Here is a 24987-nt window from a genome sequence, read left to right on the forward strand (position 1 = left end):
CGTGCGCGCGGCGCGCCTTGACGCCTTAGTATTGTATCTTATTCATCATATCACACTTTCGCCCGATCAAGAAACGGGCAATCGGGCGAAGATCGGCAATCCGGATCAGCCGTTCAGCGATTGTTCGAGCATGGAGACGGCCGCTCCGAGCGCTTCCTGCAGCTTCGACGCGTCTTTGCCGCCGGCCTGCGCCATATCCGGGCGCCCGCCGCCGCCGCCGCCGCAGACGGAAGCCGCTTCTTTGACCAGCTTGCCGGCATGCAGCCCGCGCTTGGTCAGTTCCTGGGGAACGGCCACGACGAAGTTGACTTTCTCGCCGTCTACCGCCCCGAGCACGAGCACCGCCTGCGGCAGCTTCGTTTTCAGTTCGTCGGCGAGCGAACGCAGCGCGTCCATGCCCGAAGCCGACACCGCTTCGGCCAGCACCTGCACGTCGCCCACGGTGCGCGCGCGGTCCGTCAGTTGGCCCGCTTCGATCGCGCCCAGCTTGCCGCGCAGCGATTCGATCTCGCGCTCGGCGTCTTTGAGCTGCTTGTTCATGCCGTCGATCCGTTTCGGCACTTCGGTCACCGGCGTCTTGAGCGCCGCGGCCGACTGCTTCAGCAGATCGAGCTGCCCGTCGAGGTACAGATACGCGCCGCGGCCGGTCAGCGCTTCGATCCGGCGTACGCCGGAGCCGATCCCGCTCTCGCCCACGAGCTTGAACAGGCCGATCTCGGCCGTGTTGCGCACGTGGCAGCCGCCGCACAGCTCAAGGCTGTAATCGCCGATCTCGACGACGCGTACGATATCGCCGTATTTTTCGCCGAACAGCGCCATCGCGCCCATCGCTTTCGCTTCCTCGATGCCTTTGAGTTCGATCTGGACGTTGACGCCTCTCCAGATCTGCTCGTTCACGCGGCGTTCCACGTCCGCCAGTTCTTCCGGCGTGATGCTGCCGAAGTGGGAGAAGTCGAACCGCAGACGCTGCGGCTCGACGAGCGATCCCGCCTGATTGACATGGGTGCCGAGCACTTCTTTGAGCGCTTTGTGCAGCAGATGCGTCGCGGTATGGTTTTTCTCGATCGCCGCGCGCGAATCGCGCTCCACGCTCGCCCGGACTTCGTCGCCGACATGCAGCTCGCCCGATTGTACCGTGACCTGGTGCACGTGCTGGCCGCTCGGCGCTTTGACCAATCCTTCGACGTTCAGCGTGCCCGTGAACGAAGAGATCGTGCCGACGTCGCTGACCTGGCCGCCGCTTTCCGCGTAGAACGGCGTTTGGTCGAGCACGACCAGCGCCGTATCGCCTTCGCCGACCGAATCGACGACTTCGCCGTCGCGGATCAGCACGGCGATTTTGGTTTCGACGGACGTCTGGCCGTAGCCGACGAATTCGCTGCCGGCTTGCAGTTCGGACAAGGCGCCGCCCTGAATATTCATGCCGCCGCCTTTTTTGTGCGCTTCGCGTGCCCGTGTGCGCTGCTGCTGCATCGCCGCCTCGAAGCCTTCGCGATCGACGGTCATGCCGTGCTCGTGCGCGAAGTCTTCGGTCAGGTCGAGCGGGAAGCCGTACGTGTCGTACATTTTGAACGCGTCTTCGCCGCCGATCAGGCTCTGGCCCGCCGCTTTGGCGCGCTCGGCCGTCTCGGTCAGAATCGCGAGACCGTCGGACAGCGTTTTGAGGAACCGTTCTTCTTCCAGACGGATCACGCGCTCGATCAGTTCGCGGCTGTCCAGAACCTGGCTGTAGTAGACGCCCATGACGTCGCCGACCGTGGCGACCAGCTCGTGCAGGAACGGACGGTCGAGTCCCAATACGCGTCCGTAACGGACCGCGCGGCGCAGCAGGCGGCGGATGACGTAACCGCGGCCTTCGTTCGAAGGCTGCACGCCGTCGCCGACGGCGAACGTCACCGTGCGCACGTGGTCGGCGATCACTTTGAGCGCTACGTCATGCTCTTCGCTCACGCCGTACTGGATGCCGGCCATTTGGGCGGTGCGCTGGATCATCGGCTGGAACAGGTCGGTATCGAAGTTGGAGTTCACTTCCTGCAAGATGGAAGCGAGACGTTCGAGACCGGCACCGGTATCGATGTTTTTGTTCGGAAGCGGCGTGTAGCTGCCGTCCTTGTTATGGTTGAACTGCGAGAAGACGAGATTCCACACTTCGAGGAAACGTTCGTTTTCGCCGCCCGGGTACATCTCCGGATCGTTCGGGTCGAGCGTGCCGTAAGCGTCGCCGCGGTCGTAGAAAATTTCGCTGCACGGACCGCACGGGCCTTCGCCGATATCCCAGAAGTTCTCGTCGCCCAGCTTGATGATGCGTTCCGCAGGCAGGCCGACTTTTTCGTTCCAGAGCTTGAACGCTTCTTCGTCTTCCGCGTACACGGTGACGCTGATCCGCTCGGGATCGAAGCCGATCCATTCCGGTCCGGTCAGGAATTCCCAGGCCCAGGTAATCGCTTCTTCCTTAAAATAGTCCCCGATGGAGAAGTTGCCCAGCATCTCGAAAAACGTATGGTGGCGGCGGGTTTTGCCCACGTTCTCGATATCGTTCGTGCGAATACACTTTTGCGAATTGGCGATTCTCGGATTTTCCGGTTTGACCCGGCCGTCGAAGTAAGCTTTCAGGGGCGCCATGCCGGCGTTGATCCACAGCAGGGACGGATCGTTGTGCGGCACGAGCGGAGCGCTCGGCTCGATGTGATGGCCTTTTTGTTCGAAAAATTGCAGCCATTTGGAGCGGATTTCACTAGCGTTCATGGTTGGGAGACCTCCGTTTGGGAATAGTAAAAAACATAAAAAACGCCCCTGAAAAAATTCAGGGACGATTGCTCGCGGTACCACCCTGGTTACCGTTTGTACCGCGCTGCCTTCTGCCTGTCGCAGAAGCGGAGCCGCGAAAAAAACGATCGCCTCGTTGAGTCCGTTAACGGGGACGAGTCGGCCGCGGCCTTCGCTTGGCGAAAGTTCGCGGCACTCCGGAATCAGCTTTCGGTCCGTCGGCCTTCCAGGCTCTTCCACCCAGGCGCGGATCGCGCAAGGAGCCTGTTCGCTGAGAAGGCGTCGCTTCGGGACGTACTTCATTCCATCATCGATTTGTCGGTTATCTTCAATGCCTTCCCAGTATATCGGGCGCCCGATTTTCTGTCAATGCACCGACGGATCGCGAGCCCGGCAGGGACAGGCGACGGGCGCGGCGGCGCTTCGACGAAGGGCAGATGCCGGTCTTTTTTCCACGCAAAAAAACCGGACAGTCCGGCGCACGGCCCGTAAAGGCGCGGCGCCGGACTGTCCGGCCGTCTGCAAGCAGTCCGCTTTAGGAGGTTGCCTGAAGCTGCGACAACGACTCGGCTTCTTCCAGGCAGAACAGATCGTCCAGCGAGCTGAGCGTACCGTCTTTTTCGACCTGGAATACCGACATCCTGCCGCCATTGACCGTCAGTTCGATAAAGCAGCTCCAGCAGTAGAACTGGTGCGAGCCGATCTTGCCGATATCTTTGGAACTGCAATTTGGACATTTCATTATGGGGATCACCTATCCGTCCGCTTATTTGAAAGTCGCGAAGAAATGCGTATCTCTTCCGATTGAATGATTATTCACAAGATAAGACCCAGGCAATCGGCCCGTCGAACAGTGTCCGCATGAAGGCGGAAGAACTCTGCCCTACCGAGCGAACAGCGTCCTTGCGGAGCGCTCAACGCTTCATACGTACGCGGTTCATAATCGTTTCAATAGTTTTGACGACCGTCTCGATTTCCTCCGAATTATTACCCAATCCGAAGCTGAATCGAATCGCGGAATTCAAAACATTTTCAGGAAGATTCATGGCGCGCAGCACATGCGAAGTCTCAAGGGACCCCGACGTACACGCCGATCCGCTGGCGACCGCAATACCGGCCATATCGAGGTTCATCAGCATTGTCTCGGTCCCCACCGCCGGAAAGCTGACGTTCACGATATGGTCCAGATGATGGTCCGGATCGCCGTTGACTACAAAAGAAGATTCGCCGATCGCCGCCGACAGGCCGTCCAGCAGCTGCGCGCGCAGCGCAAGCGTCCGCGCCCGGCGCGCCTGCGGATCGGATACGGCCAGTTCGACCGCCGCCGCGAAGCCCGCCATGCCGGCCAGGTTCTCCGTCCCCGCCCGGCGCTTGCGTTCCTGGTTGCCGCCGCGCAGCAGCGCCGGCAGCTTGATGCCCGGCGCCACGTACAGCGCCCCGATTCCCTGCGGCCCGTTGATCTTGTGCGCGGAGAAGCTGATCAGGTCGGCGTTCAGGTCCGCACAATCAATCGGCAGCGAGCCGAGCGCCTGCACGGCGTCCGTATGGAACCAGACGCCGCGCTCGCGCGCGAACGCCCCGATCTCGCGTACCGGCTGGATCGTGCCGACTTCGTTGTTGGCGAGCATGACGCTGATCAGCGCCGTGTCCGGGCGGGTATGTTCGCGAATCCAGTCGACGCTGACGCGTCCGAGCGTATCGACCGGAATGTATTCCACTTCGAAGCCCTGCTCCGCCAGGCTCTCCGCGGCATGCAGCACCGCATGATGCTCGACCTCGGAGACGAGCAGATGCCGTCCGTGCTCCGCGCGCGCGGCAGCCGCGCCAAACAGCGCGGCATTGTCGCTCTCGGTGCCGCCCGACGTAAACACGAGGTCGGCCGGCTTGGCGCCGATCGCGGCGGCGATCTGCTCGCGCGCGGAACTGACGATCCGCTTGGCGTCGCGCCCGAACGCGTGCACGCTCGACGCGTTGCCGTACGTGCCCGTCATGACCCGCAGCATCTCTTCGGCGACGAGCGGATGCACGGGCGTCGACGCGGCGTGATCCATATAAATTTTGTTCATGCTGGATTCACCTCGGTTAGATATAGAACATGTAACTGTCCGGCTCGCCTTTTTCGCGGTACGTGATCAGTTCGCCGAGCGTCGTCGAATCGATTACGTCGGCGATCGCGTCGCGGATTCTTTTCCACAGGTCGCGCTTGGCCGGGTCGTCTTCTTCCGTAAAGTCCACGACGGAGATCGGTCCTTCCAGCACGCGGATGATCTCGCCGGCGGTCACCGTGTCCGGGTCGCGCGACAAAATGTAGCCACCGTAGGCGCCGCGGACACTTTTGACGAGTCCACCGTTGCGGAGCGGCGCGATCAACTGCTCCAGGTAATGTTCGGACAGCGAATTTTTCTCGGCAATGCTTTTGAGGGAAGTCGGGCCTTCGCCGTATCTTCCTGCCAATTCCATCATAATGGTCAAGCCGTAACGGCCTTTAGTCGATATTTTCAATAGAGGCACCTCTTTCGGTTCATTCGGGGTTATGGCCTGTGTATACTCAGACTATCGTACCATACTCGCGGAGCCGGATGCACTACGCAATGCGTGCACAGACGGAAAATGTCCGCGTAAGGCGCGGAACCGGATGCACTACGCAATGCGTGCACAGACGGAAAATGTCCGCGTAAGGCGCGGAACCGGATGCACTACACAATGCGTGTACAGATGGAAAATGTCCGCGTAAGGCGCGGAACCGGATGCACTACGCAATGCGTGCACAGACGGAAAATGTCCGCGTAAGGTGGAAATAGCCGCTGCGGAAAAAGCGTGCGGCAGTCGTAAGGCGACCGTTTTTGTGGTAAAATGCAGTCAGACGCGCGGGGCGCGTCTATTGATCTGCCCACCTTCCCCATTTTTGCCCATACCTCAATAGAAGACGGTGATATTCATGAATAAATCTCCACAGGAGACCCGGGTCGTCGTCGGCATGTCCGGAGGCGTAGACTCTTCGGTCACGGCGCTGCTGCTCAAGGAGCAGGGATACGACGTAATCGGCATCTTTATGAAAAACTGGGACGATACCGACGAGTTCGGCCACTGCACCGCGGAAGACGACGCCGAAGACGTGCGCCGGGTCTGCGAGAAGATCGGCATCCCTTATTATACGGTCAATTTTGAAAAAGAATATTTCGATAAAGTGTTCACGTACTTCCTCGACGAATACAAGCGCGGCCGCACGCCGAATCCGGACGTCATGTGCAACCGCGAGATCAAGTTCGGCGAGTTCCTGAACAAGGCGCTCGATCTCGGCGCCGACTACGTCGCGACCGGCCATTATGCCCGCGTCGTCGAAGAAGACGGCGAATTCAAGCTGCTGCGCGGCGTGGACGCCAACAAGGACCAGACGTATTTCCTCAATGCGCTGAATCCGTACCAGCTGTCCAAGACGATGTTCCCGATCGGCCATCTGCCGAAGCCGGAAGTGCGCCGCATAGCCGAAGAAGCGGGCCTCGCCACCGCGCGCAAAAAAGACAGCACCGGCGTCTGCTTTATCGGCGAACGCAACTTCCGCGAATTTCTGAGCGGCTACCTGCCGGCCAAGTCCGGCGAGATGATCGATATCGCCACCGGCGAATCGAAAGGCCGCCACGACGGGCTGATGTACTACACGCTCGGGCAGCGCCAGGGTCTCGGCATCGGCGGCTCCGGTTCCGGCGAACCGTGGTTCGTCGCCGACAAAGACCTCGAACGCAATATTTTGTACGTCGTGCAGGGCGACAAGCACCACAGCCTGTACTCTACCGCGCTCGTCGCAAGCGGCGTGACGTTCGCTTCGGGACGCGACGAACTGGCGGCGGGACCGAAGTCGTGCACAGCCAAATTCCGCTACCGCCAGCCCGATCAGGGCGTTACGCTGACCGCTCTTGCGGACGGCTCGGTCCATGTGGCGTTCGACGAGCGCCAAAAAGCGATCACGCCCGGCCAGGCGGTCGTCTTCTACGACGGCGACGTCTGCCTCGGCGGCGGAACGATCGAGACGGTCGAGAAAGTGCCGGCCGAACAGCCGCAGCAAACGCTCAGCCTTTAAGCGGTATGCAGCGCGGTATTCAAAAATCGCGAACATGCGTACCTTGTAAAAGCGAATCTCATAAAAGCGAACCGTATAAAAAACGAATCGTGTAAAAAACGAAAAAGCCCGCTTCCCCCGTCTGACGGGGAAAAGCGGGCTTTTCGTTATACGGCGCGGCGTGAGCACTCCGCCGATAAAGCGGGACGTTCGCGCCGGCACTCATCGTCCACTGGGCCAAAGCCGGGACGCGGCGTTATTGCGTGATGACGTTATTGGCCGACGTCTCCGGCAGGCTGGCCTTCCTGATCCGTATGCGAATCGCCGCCTTCGTCGGTGTCGTCCACGATCAGATCGGCCGGCGCGGAATTCGGGTCGAGCCATTTGTTGATCGACTCGATCGTTTCTTCCAGATCTTCGTCGTCCAGCTCGTAATACCACGCATCGCGCGATACGCCTTCGCCCTGGAGCATATGGCTGCTGATCGTCGGCGTCGAATCGTTCAGAATGACCGTTTTGGCCAGCGACAGCATGAATTCGGAATTCATGTTCGTCTTAAAGTTCTGTCCGGCAATCCCGATCAGTTTCGGGATCTGGGTCAGATTCTCGACGCTTTTCAACCGATCCAGTACCTGCTTGAGGAAGATGCGGTGACGCTCGGTCCGCTTGAAGTCCGAATCTTCGCGGTAACGGACGTAATTGAGCGCTTCCGTCCCGTCGTAGATCGGCTTGTTGGCTTCGATCGTAAATTTCTCGTGGTCGGCCTGCTTGTTCTCGATCGTCTCGGTAATCGGCAGTTCCACGCCTCCGAGCGCATTGACGACGTCCTTCAGTCCGTTGAAGTTGATCGTCGCGTAATAATCGACGTCGTGGTCAAGCAGCGCCTCCACGGTATCGACGCTCATCTGCGCGCCGCCGTAAGCGTAAGCCGCATTGATTTTCGTTTTCGAACGCGTGCCTTTGATCGTCGGCGTACCGACCATGTCCACGTAGGAGTCGCGCGGGATAGAGATCAGCAGCACTTTGTTGTCCACCGGCCGTACGACCGAATAGATAATGGAATCGGTCCGGGCCAGTTCGTCGTCCCGTTGGTCGGTTCCGAGCAGCAGCACAGAAAAAGGTTCTTTGGTGAGTTCGGCGACGGTCAGTTCTTCCGCGCCTCCGCCTTTGGGCGGCTGATCCAGCGGAACGAAAGAATCGTCGAGCGTGTTTTTGACGGTATCGGCCAGGAACGTATCGAACGCGAGCACCATCAATTCTTTGCGGAAAATAAATCCTCCGAGCCCCAGCACCAGCACTACGCCCAGTGCGATCAGCCAGGCTCTGCCTTTGTTTTTCTTCGTCTTTTTCTTGCGATGCCTCTGTGCTCTTGTGAGAACGCGAGCCTCGGCCGGCTGGTTTTTATCCATTTTGTTCGTACCTTTCTCTCTCCACAAAAGTCGTCGGCTTGCCACGTTGACCGGGCTCTTGCGAACCTGTAACGCAGTCAGCGTACTACGGACCTTATAATCCCTTATGGAAGCTAAAATAAAAGCGCGTGCAGGGCAAACCGTCTTCGGGCGGGTGCCCGAAGTTCAAGACATCTCTTAGATTACTACATTTCGTATTGTTCTGACAATTCTAACATACGAATCGCGTTTGCGGACCGTACGGCGCAAATTTCGAGAGATCCGGCCGTTTGGCCGCCCCGTTCAGCCTTTATCGCGGCGTCGCTGTTGATTCAGGCGGATTTTCGACTCGTTGCCCTGTTCGGTCGCTTCGTAAAAGACGGTACCCTGCAGTTCGGCGGGCAGATACGCCTGCTCCACGTAATGATTCGGAAAGTTGTGCGGATATTTGTAGCCTTCGTGCCCGAGCTGCTCGGCTCCCTTGTAATGGGTGTCCCGCAGATGAAGCGGAACTTCCGTCGTCGCGGTGCGGCCGAACGCGGCTTCGGCCCGGGAAATCGCGGTATACACGGCGTTGGACTTGGGGCTTTCGACGGCGAACAGGATCGCCTGGGCGATATTGAGCTTCGCTTCGGGCCAGCCGTTGTTGCGGTAGGCTTCCAGCGCCGATACGGCCTGCACCATCGCCTGCGGGTTGGCGAGCCCGATATCTTCGCTGCTCGCCGCGATCAGGCGGCGGATAAACGTCATCGGGTCCATGCCGAGCTTCTCGACGGCATAGAGGAACCAGTACAGCGCGGCGTCGCTGGAGCCGCGAATCGATTTGTGGAACGCCGACAGGACGTCGTACTGCGTCGACTCGTCGGCGCGCGCGATCGGGCGGCGCACCGATTCTTCGGCCGCTTCGCGCGAGATGACGACGCTGCCGTCCGGCTGGGGCGGCGTGGTCAGCGCCGCAAGTTCCAGCGCGTTGAGCGCGCGGCGGATATCGCCGCCCGACATCGCCGCGATATGGTCCAGCGCTTCTTCGTCGGCGCGCAGGTCCATGTAGCCGAGACCGCGCTGCGGGTCGGCCAACGCGCGGCGCATCGCGATCAACGCATGCTCCGCCGTGAGCGGCTCCAGCTGGAACAGCGTCGAGCGGCTCATGAGGGCTCCGTTGACGTAGTGAAACGGATTCTCCGTCGTCGCGCCGATAAAGATGATCGTGCCTTTCTCCACCGCCGGCAGCAGGGCATCCTGGCGCGAGCTGTTGAAGCGGTGGACTTCGTCGAGGAACAAGATTGTCTTGCTGCCGTGCAGCGCTTTGTCGTCGGCCGCCTGCCGGATGACTTCGCGCACGTCCTTGACCGTGGCGTCCACCGCGTTCAGGCGCACGAACTTGCCCTGCGTATGATTCGATATGATGTGGGCCAGCGTCGTCTTGCCGCATCCCGGCGGTCCGTACAGCACGATCGAACCAACTTTGTCGGCCTCGATCGCGCGGCGCAGCAGCCTGCCCGGCCCAACGATGTCTTCCTGGCCGATATATTCGTCCAGCGTCAGCGGTCGCATGCGGTCGGCCAGTAGGCCGCTGCCCGTCTGCGCGTCCGAGTCGCCTCCGTAAGAAAACAGATCCAAGCTTGTCACGTCCTTTCGTTCTTTATCCAATATAGAGGGCATCTGCCCGGAACGCAAATCAAAACCGTCTCCAAACTTCCAAAAAACGCCCAATTCCGTACGATCCCGCACGAAAATCGAACATTCGGCGCCGAATCGAAGCGGCAGGTTCGTTTTGGCGCAAAATCGCTTACAAGTTAGCTTCCATTTGCCGATATATGCTTTGTATGCAACGACGGGTCGCCGAATCGGGTAACTCCGCACAAAACCCGCCCAATCCGAGGGAGTGACGAAGATGATTTCGCCAAGCCGTGAACGGCACCGAAACGAAACGAAGCTGGGCGCACTGCTGGTCCGGTTCAGCCTCGCTTTCCTGGCCGTATTCGCCCTGCTGTTGGGGGGCGCCTACCTGTTTCAGAACCATTTTATCAAAAGCAGTTACCTTCAGGTTCGCGATCTGGCTCTGCTGACCGAAAATCTCGACCTGCTGGAAAAAGCGCTGGTCGAGCAGGAAAGCGGCCAGCGCGGCTATAGCATGACCGGCGAACAGTCGTTTCTCGATGCGTATAACCGCGGCACTGCGGACTACGAACAGCTCGTGCAAAATCTCCGGGACCGCGCTTTTTTGACGCCTCTTTTCGAAACCGATATCGAGTCGCTGCTGTCCGATATTCAGCGTTGGGAAAACCGGCATATCCGGGCTTTGTTTGACCAATCGCTGCTGGGCCGCTCGGCCAGCGCGACGCAGCTCAAAATCGACGAGGCCGCGTTTCTTGCGCTGAGCGCCGAATTCGACGACGTCCTGTCGCGCATCGTCGTACAGCGCGATCTCGAACGCGAACGGCTGCTCAGTCGGATCAGCCTGACGCTTGCGCTGGCCGGCACCGCCGCGCTGCTGGCGCTCGGCCTGTACGTCTTCTTTATCATTAAACATATTCGCAGGTTGATCGATCCGCTGGCGGCGCTCGATCGCGCCATCTCCTTCTATGAAGGAAGCCGATGCGAGCCGGAACGGACCGATTATACGTCTTCCGGCGAATTGGGCCGGCTCGTCGGCGCTTTCAACCGGATGGGCGAAGACATGCGGCGCGAAAGCGAGCAGCTCGAAGACACGTACAAAATGATCAACGCGCTCAATCAGGCCGCTTCGCTGCAGGACGTCTACCGGGAGACGCTGGTGCATATGCGCGCGCTCGTTCAATGCGACAAAGTCAGCCTGATTATGCAAAACGCGGACCGGCGCTTTTATTTCAAAACGGTACTGCAGGGCGAACACCTCAAACCCAAAGAAGCGCTGCTGCCCGGCGAGCAGGCACAGTTATGGGAGCTGATCCGCGGCGGCGTGTCGGTGCTGCATGAAGATTGGGACATGCGCAGGCCCCGCGGCGAGCTGGCCGACCGGCTGTACGGGAGCGGGATTCGCTCGTCCGTCCAACTGCTGCTGCGCAAAGACAAACGGATCGTCGGCGTCCTGAACCTGATGTCCGCGCAGCCTTTCTTTTTTACCGCGGTCAAAAAGCAGCGTCTGGAAAAGCTCGTTCCGCTGATCGTCACCTCGATCGAGAACGTGCGGCAGACCGGGCAGATCCAGTCGCTCGCGATGCGCGACGGCTTGACCGGCCTCTGGAATCGCCGGTATTTCGAAGATTCGCTCGTCAAGCTGCATAACGAGACGTTCCCCAAGCACAATCCGAACGCGCACCCGCTCAGCCTGATTCTGCTGGACGTAGACCATTTCAAACGGCTCAACGATACCCGCGGCCACCAGGAAGGCGATACGGTGCTGAAGCATATCGGCCTGCTGCTTCGGGCGTACAGCCGCTTCGGCGATCTGCCTGTCCGCTTCGGAGGCGAAGAATTCGCCGTGCTGCTGCCCGATACGCCGATCGAAGAAGCGGCGGACGTCGCCGAACGGCTGCGCAGGCTGATCGAATTCGATTCGCCTTCGCCGGATTACGTCGTCACCGCAAGCTTCGGCGTCGCGGAGCTTCAGGCGCGGCAAAATGCGCAGGAGCTGATCCGCACGGCCGATTCCGCGCTGTACCGGGCCAAAGCCGCGGGCCGCAACCGGGTCTGCATTCACGGCGAAGATCTGAACGATTCCGCCTGAGACGCGGTTGCGAGCGATCTCCGGTCATGATTATACGCAAAAGGACGGCCCGCGGGCCGTCCTTTTGTTTTGCTCTTTTTTAAAAAGATAAGTCACGCGTCAACAAGGACGGGCCGAAGCGCTCAAGCTTCGCCGTCCGGCCAGCCGGGTACGCTCCACTCGCCGGAAGCGTCCAGAAAAGCCGGCGTCGCGCCGCCGTGCAGCACCCAAAGTTCGTGCAGCGCCCGCGTGCAGCCGACGTACAGCATCTTGGCGTCCCATTCGCTGTCTCCGTACCGGCTCGCTCCCGCGTCCGCAACGACGACCGCGTCGAATTCCAGTCCTTTGGACAGATGCAGCGGCAGCACGGACAAGCCGCCTTCGTACTGCGTCATGCTGCCGTCGATCAGGTTCAGCTCGGGGAACTCCGGCTGCAGCGCCGCATGCAGTGCCCGGGCCTGCGACTGCGTCCGGGTGAGCAGCGACACCGTTTTGTGCTCCCGTCCCCAGAGCGCTCTCAGCGCTTTGGCCGCAGCGGACGCGGCAGCCGCGCCGGCTGCTTCGGCATCGCCGGCTTCGGCTTCAAGCCCGAAATCGATCAGCCGCACGGGGTTGCCGCTCCGGAACACCGGCACCGCTTCGATCGCGTTCGCCACGCCGCCGGCCAGAATCGTATTGGCAAACCCGATGATCTCCATCGTCGAACGGTAGCTTCGCGTCAGCGCGTGATACGAAGTCTCCCCGGTGCCGAACAGACCGCTCATTTCCTCCCATGCCTGCACGCCTTTGTACGCATGGATGCCCTGCGACAGATCGCCCAGAATGGTGAACGAATGGCCGCGCACGAACCGGTCGAGCACCGTCACCTGCAGCGGCGAAAAATCCTGCGCTTCGTCGATGACGATATGGTCGAACCGTTCCGACCCTTCGATCCCGTTCAGCAGCAGATGCAAATAGAGCAGCGCCGGCAGGTCTTCTTCGCGCAGCCGGTTTTCTTTGAGATCTTTGCGCGTCGACTTCAGCACGGCGGCGGGAATGCCGGCGAGCTTCTCCTGCGGCAGGATGCCGCGGGCGTCTTTGGCTGCTCCGAACATCTGCTTGTACAGCGTCAGCGGACTGAAATCGGGCCATTTTTTGGCGTACGCTTTTTCGCGCTGGGCCGCTTTCTTTTTGAACTCTTTGCGCAGCGTCTCCGGCTTGACCGGCTTGAGTTCCATTTCGATCCAGCGATGGATTCTCGCCAGCACGCGTTCTTTGCGGCCGGCCGCCGAATAATGCCTGTACTCGTCCGCGTACCAGTGCAGGATCGTTTCGTACGGCAGCACTTTGCCTTCCCACGGCGAAAATTCAAGGTCCGGCGCGCCGGAACTTTCGAGCGCGGCCGCCGCGGCGTCGAGCATGCCCCGGAACAGGTCCGAGCCTTTGAAACGTCCCGGCGCATCGTCGCCCGGGGCTTCCCCGGCGGAGCGGCCGAACCAGAAGTCCAGCGTCTCGGCCGGATCGGCCAGCATCGATTCCGCGTCCAGCTGTTTGACCGCCCAATCGGTGAACGTACGCTGCTGGATATCGCCTACGCCGAGTTCCGGCAGGACGCCGGAAATATAATCGAGGAACATGCCGTTCGGCGCGAAAATGATCATTTTCTCCGCCGATACCTGCTCTTTGTACTGATACAGCAGGAACGCGAGCCGGTGCAGCGCGACAGTCGTCTTGCCGCTGCCCGCGACGCCCTGAATGATCAGCGCCGTGTTTTTCTCCGCCCGGATGATCCGGTCCTGCTCGGCCTGGATCGTCGAGACGATATCGCGCAGCCGGTTGTCTTTGTTCTCGCCCAGCCGGTACAGCAAAAACTCGTCCGAGACGGCCGGTTCTTCGCCGCCGCGCGTGTAGGTGTCGACGACGCGTTCGAGTTCGGAGCGGCGCACCATAATATTGCGTTTGAGATGCACCGCGCCTCCGATCAGCCCTTCCGGCGCTTCGTACTCGACCCGTTCTTCTCCCCCGGTAAACGAATAGAACAAACTCGCGACCGGCGCCCGCCAATCGACGACGATCGGCAGACTGGCGGGATCGCGTCCGTCGAGCCCGGTCTTGCCGATATAGAGCGGCGCCGGCGCGGCGCGGCCTTCTTCCTCGAAGTCCATCCGTCCGAAATACGGCTCGGGTTCCGACTTGATCAGCCGTTGGCGGCGCTCTTCGCGTCCCGCCTCAAGCACCTGCTCGGTAAAATCGTGCCCGGTATAGACCGGCACGGCCCGAAGGCGCGCAAGCTGCGTTCCGATTTCTTGCAGAACGGAATCCAGCTTGTGTTGCTCTTCTTGATAGGCACTTTGAAGATTGTCGCTCATTTCAGTTACCTCCTAAGATGAGCATTTTGTACAGAGGTTCTCTCGAACCGGCGAACTTGGCCGCACAAAATGCCGAAATCAATCGGCATTTTCGCCCGCCGGATTCGGGGACGAAAATGCAAAAGGATTACCAGCATAGCATATTCCCGTGCAAAGCACCTTAATTTTTTCGGCGCGCGCAGCAAAAGGCGCTTCCTGGCGGAAGCGCCTTTTACGAATTCGGTATGAAATTAAGTCTGATCGAGCATCGGATGGCCGCCGATGATCAGCAGGTCTTTGATGGCTTCGCTGACCATGATCAGCCCGGCCACCGGAGGCACGAAAGCGTTGCTGGCCGGAGGCTGCTTCGCTTTGCGGATCTTGGCGCCGGCCGGAGCGATCTGCTCGGTCACGTCCGCGCGCGGCTTGATCGGCTTTTCGGTCGAAAAGACGACTTTGACCCCTTTTTTGATCCCGCTCTCTTTGCGCAGCTTTTTGCGGATGATCCGCGCGATCGGGTCCATTTTCGTTTTGGAAATGTCCGCCACCTGGAAGCGCGACGGGTCCATTTTGTTCGCCGCGCCCATGCTGGAGATGATCGGAATGCCGCGTTCGAGACACTCCTTGATAATATGGATCTTGTAGACGATCGTGTCGGAAGCGTCGATCACGTAGTCGATGTGGTGTTCGAACAGCGTTTCGTACGTTTCTTCCGTGTAAAACATATTCAGCACGATCGTCCGGATGTCGGGATTGATCAATTTGACCCGCTCGGCCATCAGTTCCGTCTTCTGCTGGCCGACCGTCGTCGTCAGCGCATGGATCTGACGATTGATGTTCGTAATGTCCACGACGTCTTTGTCGATCAGGATCAGCGTGCCCACGCCGGAGCGGGCCAGCGCTTCGGCCGCCATGGCGCCGACGCCGCCGATACCGAGTACCGCTACCGTGCTGTTTTTAAGCGCTTCGAGCCCGCCGGGGCCGATCGCGAGTTCCGTTCTGGAAAAAGCATGCAGCATCGTCCAACAACCTCCTCCTGCGTACGTTTAGGCTTGTTCGCTTTCGGCTGCCGCCGGCTTTTTGGCCGGTTTCGGAGCCAGCTTGATATGCAGCTGTTCGAGCTGCCCCTGATCGACCGCGGACGGCGCGTTCATCAGCAGGTCGGTCGCGCTTGCCGTTTTCGGGAACGCGATCGTCTCGCGCAGGTTCGTGCGCTGCGTGAGCAGCATGACCAGGCGGTCGAAGCCGAACGCGAAGCCGCCGTGCGGAGGCGTGCCGTACTGGAACGCGTCCAGCAGGAAGCCGAACTGCTCCTGCGCCGTTTCTTCGGAAATGCCGAGCAGTCTGAACATTTTCTGCTGCAGGTCGTGTTCGAAGATCCGCAGCGAACCGCCGCCGACTTCGTAGCCGTTCAGCACGAGGTCGTAAGCCTGCGCGCGCACCGCACCCGGGTCGGTCTCGAACAGTTCCAGATCTTCTTCGAGCGGACGGGTGAAGGGATGGTGTTCCGCCACGTAGCGCTTCGATTCTTCGTCGTAGCTGAGCAGCGGGAATTCCAGTACCCAGGCGAATTTGTAGATGCTGTCGTCGATCAGGCCGAGCTGACGGCCGATTTTGAGACGCAGCGCGCCGAGCACGTCGGCCACGACCTGTTTTTTGTCCGCGGAGAACAGCAGCAGGTCGCCCACTTCGGCGTCCGTGCGCTCGCGCAGCGCCTGAATGACTTCTTCGCTCATGAACTTGACGATCGGGCCTTTAAAGCCGTCTTCCTTGACCTGAATCCAGGCCAGGCCTTTCGCGCCGTAACGGGCGGCGTAAGGACCGAGATCGTCGATCTCTTTGCGCGTCCACGTGCCGCAGCCTTTGGCGTTCAGCACTTTGACCTGCCCGCCGCTGCCGATCACGGAAGCGAACACTTTGACTTCGCTCGTCTCGACGATGTCGCCGACATCGACCAGTTCCATGCCGAAGCGCAGGTCCGGCTTGTCGGAGCCGTATTTGCTCATCGCTTCCGCGTGCGTCAGACGCTGGAACGGCAATTGAACTTCGACGCCGATCGTCTCGCGGAACAGCTTCGCCATCAATTGTTCGATCAGGCCGAGAATTTCGTCGCGCGAGACGAACGACAGCTCAAGGTCGACCTGCGTGAATTCCGGCTGACGGTCGGCCCGAAGGTCTTCGTCGCGGAAACAGCGCGCGATCTGGTAATAGCGTTCCAGGCCGCTGACCATCAGCAGCTGCTTGAAGATCTGCGGCGACTGCGGCAGGGCGAAGAATTCGCCTTCGTGCACGCGGCTCGGCACGAGGTAATCGCGCGCGCCTTCCGGCGTGCTTTTGGTCAGAATCGGCGTTTCGACTTCCACGAAGCCCTGTTCGTCGAGATAGTTGCGGAAGATTTTGGCCGACTGCGAACGCAGCATGAGCGTCTTTTGCATTTCCGGGCGGCGCAGGTCGAGGTAGCGGTATTTCAGGCGCAGCGCTTCGTCGACTTCGATGCCGTCTTCGATGAAGAAAGGCGTCGTTTTGGCCGCGTTCAGCACTTCGATCTCGGTTACGCGCACTTCAAGTTCGCCGGTCGGCAGGTTTTTGTTGACCGTCTCTTCTTCGCGTTTGACGACTGTGCCTTTGATGGCCAGGACGTATTCCGTCCGTACGCGTTCCGCCGTTTGCAGCGCTTCGCCCGAGTAAGCCGGGTTGAAGACGGCCTGCACGATGCCGCTGCGGTCGCGGAGATCGATGAACAGGACGCCCCCGAGGTCGCGGCGGGTCTGGACCCAGCCGTTCAATGTAACCGTTTCGCCGATTTGCGCGGAAGTGATCTGTCCGCAGTGATGAGTTCTGAGCATCATAAGGTCATTCTCCTTTGGTTCGGACACGACCGGCCGGAGCCGGCGTTGTCCGGGTGTGGGTGATTCTAGGTCGTACGCGATTTCAACACCGATTCCAGCTCGCCGAGCGGCACCGTGACCTGCTCGCGCGTCTCCATCGATTTGACGGCAATCTCGCCGCGTTCCAGTTCGTCGTCGCCGAGGATCGCCGTGTAGCGCGCCTGCAGCCGGTCGGCCGACTTCATCTGGGCTTTCATCTTGCGGCCCTGGTAATCCCGCTCGGCCGAGAAGCCGAGGCGGCGCAGCTTGTGCAGCTGCTTCGTGATCTCCGCATTGGCTTTGTCGCCAAGGGCGATCAGGTAAATGTCCAGCGGCGGTTCGGCTTCGATCTCCGTCTGCTGGTCCGCCAGCAGCAGCTGCAGGCGTTCCATGCCGATCGCCATGCCGATGCCCGGCTGGTCCGGTCCGCCGACTTCGGCGACCAGCTTGTTGTAGCGTCCGCCGCCGCCGATCGTATCGATCGCGCCGATGCCGCTTTCCGTTTTGAACTCGAACGCCGTCAGCGTGTAATAATCGAGTCCGCGTACGAGGCGCTGATTGATTTTGTACGGAACGCCCATCGCCGCCAGATGGCTTTGCACGGCTTCGAAGTGCACGCGGCTTTCTTCGTCCAGGCTGTCGAGGATCGACGGCGCGTCCGTGAACTTGTCCTGATCGACTTTGCAGTCGAGCACTCGCAGCGGATTGCGGTCGATCCGGCTCTGGCAGTCTTTGCACAGCGTATCGCGCATCGGATTGAGGAACGCCAGCAGCCGTTCGTTATACTCGGCGCGCGACGCCGCGTTGCCGACCGAGTTGATCTCGACGCTCGTGCCTTTGAGGCCGATGTCTTCGAAGAACTGCATGCCGAACGCGATGACTTCGGCGTCGATCGCGGGATCGACCGAGCCGATCGCTTCGATGCCGAATTGGTGGAACTGGCGGTAGCGTCCCGCCTGCGGCCGTTCCTGGCGGAACATCGGGCCGATGTAGAACAGCTTGGATACGTCGGGCTCGCCGTAGATTTTGTTCTCCACGTAGGCCCGCACGACGCCTGCCGTACCTTCCGGCCGCAGCGTCATGCCGCGCCCTCCCATATCCTGGAACGAGAACATTTCTTTTTGCACAATATCCGTCGTCTCGCCTACGCCGCGCTGGAACAGCTGCGTGTATTCGAAGATCGGCGTGCGAATTTCGCGATAGTTGAAACGTCTGGACAAGTCGCGGGCTTTATTCTCCACGTACTGCCATTTTTCTACCGTACCCGGCAGAAAATCGAGCGTGCCTTTTGGCTTTTGAAAATCCATGTTGTTTTCCCTTCCTTTCCGGCCTGCGCGTCCGGGTTCTTTTTATAACATACCAAAAAGCCCCACGTCCGCCGTCTATGCCGCTATCTTACGCATAGTACAGGGACGAGGGACCGTATAAACGAATCTCCCGTGGTGCCACCCACATTTCGGGTCTTCTGCTTGGCATGCCGGATATTCCCCGCATCCCTTACAGTCACAACCCGCTTCATTGAAGACGGTTAACGCCCGCCTGATCTCGCGCATCGGCTACTTGAACTCCAAAAAGCGAAGCCGGATACGAAATCCGCCGCTTTTTCCGTCGTTCGCCGTGCGTTCTCGGGGAGGTCTTTGGTCCGGCCGCCGCGCGGAATTCTTCCAGCCATGGAATTCCTCTCTTGTGCGCCTTGGGATCGGACTACTTTTTCCCGTCATCGAATCCTGATATTCGCCGCAAGCTTCCTGCCGGACCGGCCAGAAAATACTTACTGCGCTTGTTATATTTTATGATTGTAATCAAGTACATGATTAAAGTCAACCGTTTGGTCTGCGCAAAATCGGTTCCCTGCACATGGTTGCGCTTACTTGGTGAATCTGTGCGCAAAAAAAGGGCCCTCAGGCAGATGCCTGGGGCCTTCCAAATATATCTAAGGGGGTCATACGTTTAATATAACCGCTTCTTGTTAAGGAAAGATGAACCGTACATTACGGTTGTATGACAACTTGCCCGCGAAGCTCGGATCAATCGTATACGTGCACGTAGCCGTTGTTGTTGCGCAGCTTGCGTACGACGTCTTTGTAGTCTTCGTCTTTGACTTTGACGGAAAGCGTGTAAGACAAATCGCGCAGATCCTTGTCGGAAGCGTCATCATAATTGTCTTCGTCAACGTCCTTTTTGTCGATCGGCTGACCGCCGATATCGCCCGACTCGCTGTGGGCCGGAACCGGAACGGCCTGATCGCCGATCATGCTGCCCGCGCTGCCGGAACCGACTGCGCCGCCGTTGAAGCCCGCGTTCGTCGTGCCGGACAATGGAACCAATGGAACGACGACGCGTCCGGTGCCGCCGTTATTTCCGCCGTATCCGACGCCGCCCTGCAGTTCTCCGACTTCGAGCTGCTCGGTGGTGAACGTCATCAGACTCATTCTTGCGCCTTCCGCTTCGCTTTCGGTTTTGAAATAAGCTTGGATATGTTTGGACATTGTAATTCCCTCCTTTGGAATGGGCATTCGTCAAAACGATCGGTGGTTCCGTCGGGTCGGATTCTTGGGAGTCTATGAGGAAGCAAAACCGGCAGAGCCGGCTTTACCGAACCTTCAGGACAGCACTTTCAGGATTTCGCGTACGAAGGCCGGTTCGTCATCCGGTGTGCGGGACGTAATGAAGTTCCCGTCCACCACGACCTCTTCGTCTTTGAACTGTGCGCCGGCATTGACCATATCGTCCTGCAGAGGCGGATACGAAGTGATCGTGCGGCCTTGCAGCAGATCGGCGCTGGCCAAAATTTGCGGGCCGTGGCAGATCGACGCGATCGGCTTCTTCGCTGCGTTCACGTCTTTGACGAATTGGAGCACATGCGGATCGAGGCGCAGATTCTCCGGCGAGGAACCGCCCGGAATGACGACGGCGTCGTAGTCCGACGCTTTCGCTTCGGAGATCGCCTTGTCCGTCGTATATTCGGCTTTTCCCAGTTTGCCTTTGACCGTTTCTCCGGCCTGGAGTCCGATGATATCCGCCGTATGACCGGCTTTTTTCAACTCGTCGTACGGAACCTGCATTTCGGAATCTTCGAATTCGTTGGCTAGCAAAAATGCGACTTTACTCATATCGGTTCAGAACTCCTCTCTATCCTCCGTGATGTAAGCTGTTCTCGCTTTCTTATTACCCTGCCGACTTGGAATTCAAAACAAACGCCGAAAAAGAAAAGCCGCCCCGGCTGCCCGTGAAGGCGGCCGAAGCGGCTTGCAATGTTGAGGCGATCAATCGCGGCTGTCGACGATCAACGTGACCGGTCCCCAGTTGACGAGCGAGACGTCCATCATGGCGCCGAACGTGCCGGTCTCGACCGTCAGTCCTTTGGCCCGCAGCGCTTCGTTGAACGCTTCGTAGAGCGCCAACGCCGGTTCCGGGCGCGCGGCGGCCATGAAGTTGGGACGCCGGCCTTTGCGGCAGTCGCCGTACAGCGTGAACTGGGACACCGACAACACCGCTCCGCCGATATCCTGGACGCTGTAGTTCATCCGGCCGTCCCCGTCTTCGAAAATGCGCAGCCCGGCCGTTTTGTCGGCCAGGTACTGCGCGTCTTTTTCCGTATCGTCGCCCGTCACGCCCACGAGCACCGTCAAGCCCGCGTCGATCCGGCCGACGACCTGCCCGTCGACTTCGACGGACGCCCGTTTGCAGCGTTGAATCACGAGTCTCATGGAAGCTCGAACTCCTTCTTCACCGGGCGCGGCCTGAAGGCCGCCGCCCGTTTATTGCATGATCCGGTGAACCGTGTACACGTCGCGCACACGCTTGATCCGTTCCACGACCGATTGCAGATGCTCGGTGTTGCGGATCAGAATCGTAATATGCACCAGCGCCATTTTGTTTTTGTCCGCGCGTCCCGAGACGGCGGTCATATTCGTTTTGCTTTCCGACACGGCCTGCAGCACTTCGTTCAGGAAATCGCGGCGGTCGAGTCCCGTAATCTCGATATCGACGCTGAAGTTCGATTCCACCGCGTCTTCCCATTCGACTTCGATGACGCGCGCCGCTTCCTGGCCGTCGTTCGCGCCCGGAATGTTCGTACAGTCGGAGCGGTGGACAGACACGCCGCGCCCGCGGGTAATATAGCCGACGATGTCGTCGCCCGGCACCGGATTGCAGCAGCGCGCGAAGCGAACGAGCAGATTGCTTGCACCTTTGACTTTGACGCCGTTGGTCGGACGCTTCTTCTCTTTGTCCGCCGGGGCCGCTTTGACTTCGCGCACCTCGTTGGTCAATTCCAGATGGTTGCTGCTTTCTTCCTGCTCGCGGCGCCATTTTTCCGTCAGTCGGGTGATGACCTGCGAAGCGGTGATGCCGTTGAAGCCGATCGCGGACAGCATGTCGTCGGTATCGTTGAACGCGAATTTGTTGGCCACTTCAAGCAGCTTGTCGTCGGTCAGCCATTCCGAGACTTCGAGCCCGAGCTTTTTGATCTCGCGCTCCAGACCGTCCCGGCCTTTTTCGACATTTTCTTCGCGCCGTTCTTTTTTAAACCACTGTTTAATTTTACTGCGCGCATGCGAGGATTGAGCGATTTTGACCCAATCCTGACTCGGTCCGTACGAATGTTTGGATGTCAAAATCTCCACGATATCGCCGGTTTTGAGTTTGTGGTCGAGCGGGACGATCCGCCCGTTCACTTTGGAGCCGATCGTCCGGTTGCCGATTTCCGTATGGATGCGGTAAGCGAAATCGAGCGGTCCCGAACCGGTCGGAAGCTCGATGACCTGTCCTTTGGGCGTGAACACGAAGACGAGATCGGAGAAGAAATCCATCTTGAGCGATTCGACAAATTCCGACGCGTCTTTGGCTTCGTTTTGCAGCTCGATGATTTCTTTGAAAAACGGCATTTTGTTCTCGATCCCGCCGCCTGTCGCCGTCGTGCCTTCTTTGTAGGCCCAGTGGGCCGCGATGCCGAATTCCGCCGTGCGGTGCATGTCCCAGGTGCGGATCTGCACTTCGGTCGGTTCCCCGTTCGGGCCGACGACCGTCGTATGCAGCGATTGATACATGTTCGCTTTAGGCATGGCGATATAATCTTTGAACCGTCCGGGCATCGGCTTCCACAGCGTATGGATGATGCCGAGCGTGGCGTAACAGTCTTTGACGTTGTCGACGAGCACGCGGATCGCCAGCAGATCGTAAATTTCGTTGAACTGCTTGTTTTTGCTCGTCATTTTTTTGTATACGCTATAAATATGCTTCGGGCGTCCCGACAGATCGGCTTCCACGCCCATTTCGTCCAACTTTTCGTTGATCCGTCCGATGACGTCGGAGATGAACTGCTCGCGCTCGGCGCGCTTTTTGTGCATCAGGTTGGCGATCCGGTAATACTGCTGGGGATTCAGGTACCGCAGCGCGATATCTTCCATCTCCCATTTGATCGCCGAAATACCGAGCCGGTCGGCGACGGGACAGAAAATTTCCAGCGTCTCGTAGGCGATCCGCCGCTGTCCTTCTTCCGACTGGTGCTTGAGCGTGCGCATATTGTGCAGCCGGTCGGCCAGCTTGATCACGATGACGCGAATATCCTGCGCCATGGCGATAAACATCTTGCGGTAATTTTCGTTCTGCTGTTCTTCCTTGGATCGGAATTTGATTCGTTCGAGCTTGGTCAATCCGTCGACGAGCATGGCGCACGTCTCGCCGAAGTGCTCGCGGATCTCGTCGAGCGATACGGTCGTATCTTCGACTACGTCGTGCAGGAGGGCCGCTTCGATAGACGTGGTGTCCATCTGCATGCCCACGACAATATCTGCAACCGCCAGCGGGTGCAGAATATACGGCTCGCCGGATTTTCGGACCTGCCCGGAATGGGCCTGATCGGCGAATTCGTAGGCTTCCCGAATGCGGGGGAGGTCCGATTCACGGATATAAACGGACGCCTTTTCAAGTAATCGTTCAATGCCCATTGAGTCCTTTCCGATTCCTTTCTATAAGAAAATGAAGCCTGCTTGCGGAATTCGCATTCAGGCGTATCGATAGGGTTTTCCTTTCATTATGCCTTTTAGGTGTATCGCCGTCAATGCGTGCACGGAAATTGTTGCTTTCTTCACCAAAAGCTCATCGCTGCGGGACGGGACGGGCTTTTTGACGGGAAATGTGCTAAACCCGAAAGTTATTGCGTATTTTGGCGAAAATGTTATTGAAAAAAAACAAAAACCTCTATAATCTAGTTAAGATGATCAAGCGCGTACGGATTTTGCCGCTTCGGCTTACGCTTTATGCCGGATTGTTACCCGTTTTTCTCATCCGCCTTGAGCCGCTCTCCGATCGACCGGAGCGGCTCCAACCTATGCCCTAAGGAGTGAGCGTCTTTGCAGCGTGAAATTCAAGTCAACGAAAGGCCGGGCTTCGGTCCGGGCCTGCTGCTCAGTTTGCAGCATCTGTTCGCCATGTTCGGCAGTACCGTCCTCGTCCCGAACCTGTTCGGCGTGGACCCGAGCGTCATCCTGCTGATGAACGGGATCGGCACCCTGCTCTACATCCTGATCTGCAAAGGCAAGATTCCGGCTTACCTCGGTTCGAGCTTCGCGTTTCTCGGCCCGGTCGGCGTCGTGCTGGCCTGGTCCGGCGACCACATGGACAATTACTCCAAAGCGCTGGGCGCCTTCATCGTAATCGGGATCGTCTTCGTGCTCGTCGCCCTGCTCGTCAAAGTCGCCGGCACGGCCTGGATCGACTTCCTGTTCCCGCCCGTCGTCATGGGCTGCGTCGTCGCCCTGATCGGCCTTGAACTGCTGCCGGTCGCGGCGGACCTGGCCGGCCTGCTCGGCACGAAGGACGCCGTCACCGGAGCCGTCGCCTACAACGCCAACGCGATCTGGATCTCGATCATCACGCTGAGCGTCACCGTGCTCGGAGCCGTGCTGTTCCGCGGCTTCCCGAAAATCATCCATATCCTGATCGGTATCGCGGTCGGCTATATCGTCGCTTACCTCATGGGCGAAGTGAATACGGCGGCCGTGGCCCAGGCCGACTTCCTCTCCTGGCCGGACTTCACGACGCCGAGTTGGGACGTTGCGGCGATCCTGACCATTCTGCCGGCCGCGCTCGTCGTCATTGTCGAGCATGTCGGCCACCTGCTGGTCACGAGCAACATCGTCGGCAAAGACCTGTCCAAAGATCCCGGCCTGCACCGTTCGCTGCTGGGCAACGGCATCTCGACCGTCCTGTCGGGCTTCGTCGGCTCGACGCCGAACACGACGTACGGCGAGAATATCGGCGTCATGGCACTCACGCGCGTCTACTCCGTGTTCGTCGTAGGCGGAGCGGCCGTTATCGCCATCTTGCTGTCGTTCTCCGGCACGTTCTCCTCAGCAATCGCCAACATCCCGGGACCGGTTATGGGCGGCGTGTCGCTGCTGCTGTTCGGCGTCATCGCCGTATCGGGCCTGCGCATTCTGGTCGAGCAAAAAGTCGATTTCTCCAAATCGGTCAACATGCTGCTCGCCGCGCTCATTCTGGGCGTCGGACTCAGCGGCATCACCCTTACGATCGGCAGCGTCTCGCTCAAGGGCATGGCGCTTGCGACGATCGTCGGCATCGTCGTGAACGTCGTGTTCCGCTTGATCGTGCTGGTCGGACTTTCCAACGAAAAAGAAGAGCCTTCGACGGAAACGAAAACGCCGGATCTGTAATCGAACGCTGCAAGTCGGGTAAAAAAAGAAAAAAGGCCGTGCGCCCCTTCCGAGGAAGGAGAACACGGCCTTTTTTGTGTAGGCTGCACGAGTTATTTTCCCATGATACGGAGTTGTGGAGAAGAATCGCTGCCGCTCCATGTTATAGGAAAATAATTCATGTGACGCTGGGCCTTACCTGCCCTAAGCGCTTTTTGCCAAACTTCCGATTCGAA

Annotated in this window: 17 protein-coding genes; 3 read left to right on the forward strand and 14 right to left on the reverse strand. The window is 59.2% G+C overall.

Going from position 1 to position 24987, the window contains the following annotated elements; genetic code table 11:
- Nucleotides 1-105 precede the first annotated feature (105 nt).
- The 4 genes from alaS to cymR all read right to left on the reverse strand — a co-directional run bounded on the left by alaS (nt 106) and on the right by cymR (nt 5268).
- Complete coding sequence (gene alaS, locus FFV09_RS03715) at nt 106-2745, reverse strand: alanine--tRNA ligase (protein ID WP_141446433.1); 2640 nt, start codon at nt 2743-2745, stop codon at nt 106-108.
- A 556-nt stretch (nt 2746-3301) separates the two neighbouring features.
- On the reverse strand, nt 3302-3508 hold the full coding sequence (locus FFV09_RS03720) for a hypothetical protein (RefSeq protein ID WP_141446434.1): 207 nt from the start codon (nt 3506-3508) through the stop codon (nt 3302-3304).
- A 172-nt stretch (nt 3509-3680) separates the two neighbouring features.
- Nucleotides 3681-4832 carry a cysteine desulfurase family protein gene (locus FFV09_RS03725; RefSeq protein ID WP_141446435.1) on the reverse strand — a complete coding sequence of 384 codons (1152 nt, stop codon included), beginning with the start codon at nt 4830-4832 and terminating at the stop codon, nt 3681-3683.
- Nucleotides 4833-4848: 16 nt separating this feature from the next.
- Nucleotides 4849-5268, reverse strand: coding sequence for a cysteine metabolism transcriptional regulator CymR (gene cymR, locus FFV09_RS03730; RefSeq protein WP_141446436.1), 420 nt, complete (start codon nt 5266-5268; stop codon nt 4849-4851).
- A gap of 436 nt (nt 5269-5704) precedes the next feature.
- Between cymR and mnmA the strand changes: the two genes are divergently transcribed.
- Nucleotides 5705-6844, forward strand: a complete 1140-nt coding sequence (gene mnmA, locus FFV09_RS03735; protein ID WP_141446437.1) for a tRNA 2-thiouridine(34) synthase MnmA — start codon at nt 5705-5707, stop codon at nt 6842-6844.
- 251 nt (nt 6845-7095) lie between these two features.
- On the opposite strand, the gene FFV09_RS03740 is transcribed toward mnmA, so the two are convergent.
- Both FFV09_RS03740 and FFV09_RS03745 read right to left on the reverse strand, forming a co-directional pair.
- Nucleotides 7096-8232 (reverse strand): LCP family protein, encoded by a 1137-nt coding sequence (locus FFV09_RS03740; protein ID WP_141446438.1) that lies wholly within the window; start codon nt 8230-8232, stop codon nt 7096-7098.
- Nucleotides 8233-8514: 282 nt separating this feature from the next.
- Nucleotides 8515-9831 (reverse strand): replication-associated recombination protein A, encoded by a 1317-nt coding sequence (locus FFV09_RS03745; protein WP_141446439.1) that lies wholly within the window; start codon nt 9829-9831, stop codon nt 8515-8517.
- A 274-nt stretch (nt 9832-10105) separates the two neighbouring features.
- Here FFV09_RS03745 and FFV09_RS03750 point away from each other — a divergent pair, with 274 nt between their 5' ends.
- Entirely contained in the window at nt 10106-11920 is a 1815-nt protein-coding gene (locus FFV09_RS03750; protein ID WP_141446440.1) for a sensor domain-containing diguanylate cyclase, read from the forward strand.
- A gap of 122 nt (nt 11921-12042) precedes the next feature.
- On the opposite strand, the gene FFV09_RS03755 is transcribed toward FFV09_RS03750, so the two are convergent.
- The 8 genes from FFV09_RS03755 to FFV09_RS03790 all read right to left on the reverse strand — a co-directional run bounded on the left by FFV09_RS03755 (nt 12043) and on the right by FFV09_RS03790 (nt 23044).
- Nucleotides 12043-14247, reverse strand: coding sequence for a HelD family protein (locus tag FFV09_RS03755; protein WP_141446441.1), 2205 nt, complete (start codon nt 14245-14247; stop codon nt 12043-12045).
- 230 nt (nt 14248-14477) lie between these two features.
- Nucleotides 14478-15245: a tRNA threonylcarbamoyladenosine dehydratase gene (locus FFV09_RS03760; RefSeq protein ID WP_141446442.1), complete on the reverse strand. Its 768-nt coding sequence runs from the start codon at nt 15243-15245 to the stop codon at nt 14478-14480.
- Between the two features lie 27 nt (nt 15246-15272).
- The gene (gene aspS, locus FFV09_RS03765) at nt 15273-17072 is read right to left on the reverse strand and encodes an aspartate--tRNA ligase (protein ID WP_141450319.1); all 1800 of its coding nucleotides are present in this window, start codon (nt 17070-17072) and stop codon (nt 15273-15275) included.
- Nucleotides 17073-17140: 68 nt separating this feature from the next.
- Nucleotides 17141-18400, reverse strand: a complete 1260-nt coding sequence (gene hisS / locus FFV09_RS03770; protein WP_141446443.1) for a histidine--tRNA ligase — start codon at nt 18398-18400, stop codon at nt 17141-17143.
- Between the two features lie 720 nt (nt 18401-19120).
- A complete protein-coding gene (locus FFV09_RS03775; RefSeq protein WP_141446444.1) occupies nt 19121-19582 on the reverse strand; it encodes a hypothetical protein in 462 nt (153 codons plus the stop codon).
- Nucleotides 19583-19696: 114 nt separating this feature from the next.
- The gene (locus tag FFV09_RS03780) at nt 19697-20206 is read right to left on the reverse strand and encodes a type 1 glutamine amidotransferase domain-containing protein (protein WP_141446445.1); all 510 of its coding nucleotides are present in this window, start codon (nt 20204-20206) and stop codon (nt 19697-19699) included.
- A 153-nt stretch (nt 20207-20359) separates the two neighbouring features.
- Nucleotides 20360-20803, reverse strand: coding sequence for a D-aminoacyl-tRNA deacylase (dtd, locus tag FFV09_RS03785; protein WP_141446446.1), 444 nt, complete (start codon nt 20801-20803; stop codon nt 20360-20362).
- 51 nt (nt 20804-20854) lie between these two features.
- Nucleotides 20855-23044, reverse strand: coding sequence for a RelA/SpoT family protein (locus FFV09_RS03790; RefSeq protein WP_141446447.1), 2190 nt, complete (start codon nt 23042-23044; stop codon nt 20855-20857).
- Nucleotides 23045-23449: 405 nt separating this feature from the next.
- On the opposite strand from FFV09_RS03790, the gene uraA reads away from it, so the two are divergent.
- The gene (gene uraA, locus FFV09_RS03795; RefSeq protein ID WP_141446448.1) at nt 23450-24772 is read left to right on the forward strand and encodes a uracil permease; all 1323 of its coding nucleotides are present in this window, start codon (nt 23450-23452) and stop codon (nt 24770-24772) included.
- The last annotated feature ends 215 nt before the right edge of the window (nt 24773-24987 follow it).

Source organism: Saccharibacillus brassicae (genome assembly GCF_006542275.1).
GTDB classification, from domain to species: Bacteria; Bacillota; Bacilli; order Paenibacillales; family Paenibacillaceae; genus Saccharibacillus; species Saccharibacillus brassicae.